This window comes from Kribbella sp. NPDC055110 (assembly GCF_053607525.1).
Genome location: NZ_JBSGTS010000060.1, coordinates 1 through 5,818 on the forward strand (window position 1 = coordinate 1; position 5,818 = coordinate 5,818).

Sequence of the window (5,818 nt, forward strand, 5' to 3'; positions counted from 1 at the left end):
TCGCCCTGGCCATGCTCACCCTCGGCGGCTACCGCCCACCCCTCCCCGGCCGAAACTGACCCACGGATCAGTCAGAAGAGCCGGATATCCCCTGGTGTTGTGGGTTCTCCCCTCTACTACCAACAGAGAACCCACAACACCATCGGATATCCCCTCGTGTGCGAGGGGCCCGTCGCGCCCGGCCAAGGCCGGCCGACGGGATGGACCGGCCGGTGCGGTGCGTGCGGTGGTGCGGTGCGTGCGGTGCGGGCGGTGCGTGCGGTGCGGTGGTGTGGTGCGGTGCGGTGGTGCGGGCGAGCGGTGGTGTGGTGTGGTGCGGGCGGCTCGGTTGCTCGTGGCCGGGGGATGTGTGAGCTCGACAGGTAGAGCACCGGTGGGACGGTGTACGCACGGACGCATTTACGCTCAGGTGCACTACCCGGCCGTCCGACATGTCCTGTCGAGCTGCCGATCACAGCAAGGACGGCGCCGCCCTGGGACCCGTCGACCACCTATGCGTCGGTCACAAGAGCCGGTTATGCCGTCCCGTGCCGCCGTTCTGGGGGCTCAGCTGGAGGTTGTGGTGAGGCGGGTGTGCTGCTCATCGGCCAGGGCGGTGATGAGGGCGGTGTCGGGGGTGAGGTCGGTGCCTAGGGCACTGGCTTCGCGGATCGTGAGCTCTACGACGATCGGGCCGACCGCGAGGCTGGCTTCGGCTACGGCGATCGACTGGTCGGTGCTGCCGTCGTACTCGACTCGGGCGTCGGAAAGCGCGTTCGGGATCGTGAACGGGTGGTCGTGGACGTCCTGGCTCCATAGGCCCTTCTGCAGCGCCTTCGCCTTGGCGGCCGAGCCGGTCTTGAACAACTGCACGGTGTAGCGCTTCTTCTTGTCGGGGCTGAGCCGGGTCGCCCGGTACCCCTCGACGAAGCTCGCGTTCAGCAGCAAGGCACGGTCCAGCGCCGGGTCGGCGGACCAGGTGTTGAGGTACGACGACGCGGTGAACGGACCGGTGACGTTGCGCGGATCCGCGACGTACCCGCGGGGGAGCGCCGCCAGTGCCGCGAGCGCGCTCTTCGGAGCCTTGTCCGCCGTACCCGAGAGCGCGGAGTGTTTCGCGGCCGGGGTCTGGGCAGTACTGGCCGACGTGCCGTCCTCGCTCCCACAGGCGGTCACACCCAGCAGCAATGCGCTCACTACAAGGGCAATGCCTGACGCATTACGTCTCACGGGTCCCTCTCCGTTCGGCCACTCGCCCCCGAGTGCATCCGATGGTTGGCCCCGATACCAACAGAACTTGGTGAACTTCAGGCGAACAACCTAGGTCCTACTGAGACGTCGCCTGGGTGAGAAGCGTCTCGATCCGGGCACGGGCGGCCTTCGGACGCATGGGTTCGCAGCCCGCGGCGACACAGCGGCGGACCACCTGCGGGTCGTCGCGGAGCAGCAGCAGGCCGCGGCGGAGCAGTGTCAGCGGGGGTTTGCGGTGCTCGCGGAGGTCCCGCTGGAACCGCCGGACGAACGTGACGACGCGGTGGTGGTACACGCAGATCGCGGTCGCCAGCAGGTCGCGGTCGCGGAGCGCGCCGGTGATCTGGTCGGCGAAGATGCCTTCAGCAACGATCAGCGGAGAGCCGCCGGTGGTGACCGGACGGTGACCGACAGTGCCGTCGGCCGCGATGTCGTAGATCGGGAGCTCGGCGGTTCCCGTCGTACACAGCTGTTCCAGGGCCGCGACCGCGCGGTCCCCGTCCCAGGAGCGTGGGTCGTCCCAATCAACGATCCCGAGCGGCGACCGCGGCATCGCGTCGTCGTCGCCGTCGCGGTAGAAGTCGTCGAGCCGTACGACGGGCAGCCCGACCTGCTCCGCGAGCCGCGACTTCCCCGCCCCCGAAGGCCCCGCCAGCAACACCACCCGTGAACGCACCGGCACATTCTCTTCCACTTCCTGCAGTAACGGCCAATCCCCACTCGCGATAACCAGGTGTGCCGAAGATGAAGCTGGGCGCAGCGTTCTACGCGCTGATCGCGATCGGGTGGTTCGTGTCCGCTGTGGTCACGCTGAGGGGTTACGGGTCGTACGCCGCTGCCGACCAGTGGTACCGGATCGCCATGGCAACCGTGTTCCTGCTGACCGGGGTGATGTTCGGAATCGGAGCCGTCACCCGGCGCGGACTGATGTCCGACGACGGTCCCCGAATCTGCCGCAAAGGCTGGATGGTGGTGATAGCCCTGGCTTGTGCTGCGCTTGTGGTGGCGCTGCTGGGCGAGGACGACTGGGGTACTCCGTTCCCGACCGGAGTAGCGATCTTCATCCCGCTGTGGATCAAGCGGCTGCAGGAGAAGTACTACGAGGGCAGGGAAGAGGGGGAGCGGGAGCTCAGTTCACGAGCGCGCGACGGAGTGCGGCGTCCGACCGCTTGAACCAGCGATTCGTGCGGTCGGTGAGTTCCGCTTCGCCGGTGGTCCAGCGTTGGCGGAACCAGGGGTGGCCGGCTTCGGAGCCGCGGCGGACGTAGTCCATGCACCAGACGTGGTTGTCGGCGGCGGCGTCGACCAGGCGGAGGCGGTCGGCGTCGGTCAGGCCGTAGGCGTTCGCGAAGCGGCGGAGACGAGCAAGCGACTGCCCACGCCGTACGTCGTGGATGTCCGCGTCCGGACGCAACGGGGCCCACAGCCGTACGGCGGTTGCGACGTCCCACAAGGCCGATCCGGGTCCGGCCAGATCGAAGTCGATGAGGGCGACCGCGACACCGTCCCGGAACACCACGTTGTCGAGGTTCGGATCGTTGTGGCTGATCAGCCCGGTCACGTAGCCGGCAGGCACCGGCTCGGCCCACTCGAGCCCGACGGGCCGGTAGTCCGCGACGGCCTGGTGGTACGACCGCAGCAGCACCGCCACGCTGTCGAGCGCCTCGTCCGTCATGGACCAGGAGGGGTACGGCGCCGTAACGGTCTCCCCGGGCAGGTACGAGAGCACCTCCCGCCCCCGCGAGTCGACGCCGAGGAACGCCGGCGCACCCTTGAACCCGACGCTCTCCAGGTGCCGCAGCAGCGCATGCGTCGCCGCACTACTGGCGCGTAGCGGCCGCCGGACGGTATCTCCGACCCGCACCACCAACCCGCGGTTCGCCGTACCTCCGACCAGCTCGACCTCAGCAGCAGGCATCGCCGGTCAGTCTGACTGTTGCAGCAAGGCCTTCGCCAGGGGTGCGTGGGTAACGATCGCGTTCACCAGCCCACTGCGTACGGCGGCGCGCACCGCTGCGACCTTCGCGAGCCCGTACGGGATCGCGATCACCTCGTCGATCTGGCCCATCTGCTCCGCGTTGATCGCGATCACCCGGTCGGTGACCCGGCTCTGCACCGGTACGCCGTCCGCGTCCACGAACACGCCCGAGATGTCCGCCACGACCCCGCGGCGCTGCAACTGTTCACACGCCTTCTCGTCCATCGCGTCGTACAGCGTCGACTGCCCGGCCGCCCACGACCCGAGCCCGACGACGGCCTTCGTCACCGAGTCGAAATGGCCGATCGCCTCGGCGACCTCCGGCTGCTGCCGCAACGCGCGCGCCGTCGCGGCGTCCGGCACGACGAGCGGCGCATAGAACAGGTACGCCGGTCCGCCCGACAGGCGCGCGGTGTGCCGCACGAGCTCGACCGAGTTCGCTTCGACGTCCGGACGGGTCAGGGCACCGGTGAGCTGAACCACCGGGACCGGAGCGAGTGCGGTCAGCTGCTCGGTCATGGCGGTCACCGCTCGGGCCCAGGCGAGCCCGAGAACGTCGTCCGCGGTGACGATCTCGGAGAGGAGTTCCGCGGCTGCCTTGCCGAGCTGCGTCCGCAGGGCGGTCTCATCCACCTCCGGGGTGTCCACCACGATCGCCCGCCGGAGACCGTAGGATTCCTGCAAACGGACCGAGAGGTCGAGGTCGATGGCGCCGGGATGGCTGATCTCGATCCGCACCAGGCCACTGCTGCGCGCCTGGTCGAGTAATCGCGCGACTTTGAACCGGCTGAGCCGGAACTCGTCGGCGATCTCCACCTTCGACCGCCCGTCGACGTAGTACCGGCGGGCGATAGACGCCGTCAGGACCAGCTGCGACGGCCCGAAGGTACCGCTTCCCGGTTCCATCTGCTCTCCTCCCACGCGACCTCGCGCTCAGATGAGCGTCACGCCGCCCAAGTGTTGCATGAACTCTTGACATTTGTGCAGTGGTCTCCGCAGACTCATGTATGAGCAGAGCCGTGCTCATATGAGCGCCGCCCTCTGCGGCGTGACGCCGTGGGGGCGAGGCGCACCAACACGAGCTCTACGACATCTGGAGGCAGCTGTGCGCAGCAGGTTCATTCGGAGTACGACGATCGCGCTGGCGCTGCCGGCCGCTGCCGCGCTGGCCCTGTCGGCCTGCGGTGGTGCGGGCGGCGGCGGCGGCGCCGGTGGCGGTGGCGGTGGCAGCGCGAAGTCCATCAACGTCCTCATGGTCGGCAACCCGCAGATGGTCGACATCCAGAAACTCACCGCGGACAGCTTCACCAAGGACACCGGGATCACGGTGAACTACACCGTCCTGCCGGAGAACGAGCTGCGGGACAAGGTGACGCAGGACGTCGCGACCGGAGCAGGCAAGTACGACGTCGCGACCGTCGGGGCCTACGAGGTCCCGATCTGGGCGAAGAACAACTGGCTGCACGAGCTCGATTCCTACGCCGACGCCGACCAGAAGTTCGACAAGGCCGACCTGCTCAAGCCGATGGTGCAGTCGCTGTCCGGCGAGGACGGGAAGCTCTACGGCCTGCCGTTCTACGGTGAGTCCTCGTTCCTGATGTACCGCAAGGACGTCCTGGCGGCGAAGGGCATCGCGATGCCCGAGCGCCCGACCTGGCAACAGGTCGGGGACATCGCCGCGAAGGTCGACGGTGCGCAGCCGGGCATGAAGGGCATCTGCCTGCGCGGCCTGCCCGGGTGGGGCGAGCTGGGTGCGCCGCTGACGACGATGGTCAACACCTTCGGAGGCACCTGGTTCACGAAGGACTGGCAGGCGCAGGTCAACGCGCCCGAGTTCACCGCAGCGACCAAGTTCTACGTCGACCTGGTGAGGGCGCACGGTGAAGCGGGCGCGGCGCAGGCGGGGTTCACGGAGTGCCTGAACGCGATGAGCCAGAGCAAGGTCGCGATGTGGTACGACGCGACCTCGGCGGCCGGCTCGCTCGAGGACCCGAATGTCAGCAAGGTCGCCGGCAAGGTCGGCTACGTGTTCGCTCCGGTGGAGAAGACCAAGTCGTCCGGGTGGCTGTGGACGTGGTCGTGGGTCATGCCGAAGACCACAAAGAATGCCGATGCCGCATCGAAGTTCATGCTGTGGGCGTCGGGCAAGGACTACGAGAAGTTGGTCGGTGAGAAGCTCGGGTGGGCTCGGCTTCCGGCCGGGAAGCGCGCCAGCACCTATGAGCTCCCGGAGTACAAGAAGGCCGCGGCCGCTTTCGGCGACATGACGCTGAAGGCGATCGAGGAGGCCGATCCGACCAACCCGGGCGTGCAGCCCAGGCCGACAGTCGGTGTGCAGTTCGTCGACATCCCGGAATTCCAGGATCTCGGCACGAAGGTGACCCAGGACATCGCCGGGGCCATCGCCGGTAGAGGCACGGTCGAGCAGGCGCTCGCCAATGGCCAGAAGCTCGCCGAGCAAGTGGCAGGCAAGCACAAGTAGGCCCGACGACCGGGGGCGGATCGCAGCGCGATCCGCCCCCCCCCGGGACCCGGTCCCGCCAGTCACATATACACATCAGACGCGGCCGACCACAAAAGCAGTGTAGATATAGGTGGTCGGCGTATCAA

The 5,818-nt window shown here is 68.0% G+C and carries 6 protein-coding genes; 2 read left to right on the plus strand and 4 right to left on the minus strand.

Features of this window, described 5'->3' with window-relative positions; translation table 11 throughout:
• Positions 1-546: 546 nt before the first annotated feature.
• Together ACWF0M_RS37990 and ACWF0M_RS37995 are read right to left on the minus strand one after the other, a co-directional pair.
• Complete coding sequence (locus ACWF0M_RS37990; RefSeq protein WP_452240623.1) at positions 547-1,176, minus strand: hypothetical protein; 630 nt, start codon at positions 1,174-1,176, stop codon at positions 547-549.
• A gap of 130 nt (positions 1,177-1,306) precedes the next feature.
• Positions 1,307-1,906: a uridine kinase family protein gene (locus ACWF0M_RS37995; RefSeq protein ID WP_452240624.1), complete on the minus strand. Its 600-nt coding sequence runs from the start codon at positions 1,904-1,906 to the stop codon at positions 1,307-1,309.
• 68 nt (positions 1,907-1,974) lie between these two features.
• On the opposite strand from ACWF0M_RS37995, the gene ACWF0M_RS38000 reads away from it, so the two are divergent.
• Entirely contained in the window at positions 1,975-2,403 is a 429-nt protein-coding gene (locus ACWF0M_RS38000) for a hypothetical protein (RefSeq protein ID WP_452240625.1), read from the plus strand.
• On the opposite strand, the gene ACWF0M_RS38005 is transcribed toward ACWF0M_RS38000, so the two are convergent.
• Both ACWF0M_RS38005 and ACWF0M_RS38010 read right to left on the minus strand, forming a co-directional pair.
• Positions 2,360-3,148 (minus strand): phosphotransferase, encoded by a 789-nt coding sequence (locus ACWF0M_RS38005; RefSeq protein ID WP_452240626.1) that lies wholly within the window; start codon positions 3,146-3,148, stop codon positions 2,360-2,362. The two genes, ACWF0M_RS38000 and ACWF0M_RS38005, sit on opposite strands and share 44 nt — an antisense overlap.
• A 6-nt stretch (positions 3,149-3,154) precedes the next feature.
• On the minus strand, positions 3,155-4,114 hold the full coding sequence (locus ACWF0M_RS38010; RefSeq protein ID WP_452240627.1) for a sugar-binding transcriptional regulator: 960 nt from the start codon (positions 4,112-4,114) through the stop codon (positions 3,155-3,157).
• A 199-nt stretch (positions 4,115-4,313) separates the two neighbouring features.
• Here ACWF0M_RS38010 and ACWF0M_RS38015 point away from each other — a divergent pair, with 199 nt between their 5' ends.
• Positions 4,314-5,690 (plus strand): ABC transporter substrate-binding protein, encoded by a 1,377-nt coding sequence (locus ACWF0M_RS38015; protein ID WP_452240628.1) that lies wholly within the window; start codon positions 4,314-4,316, stop codon positions 5,688-5,690.
• Positions 5,691-5,818 lie beyond the last annotated feature (128 nt).

Bases quoted from the DNA above. Each gene is read 5' to 3' on its own strand.
- ACWF0M_RS38000 (WP_452240625.1), top strand. From the start codon at position 1,975: ATGAAGCTGGGCGCAGCGTTCTACGCGCTGATCGCGATCGGGTGGTTC.
- ACWF0M_RS38005 (WP_452240626.1), bottom strand. From the start codon at position 3,148: ATGCCTGCTGCTGAGGTCGAGCTGGTCGGAGGTACGGCGAACCGCGGG.
- ACWF0M_RS38010 (WP_452240627.1), bottom strand. From the start codon at position 4,114: ATGGAACCGGGAAGCGGTACCTTCGGGCCGTCGCAGCTGGTCCTGACG.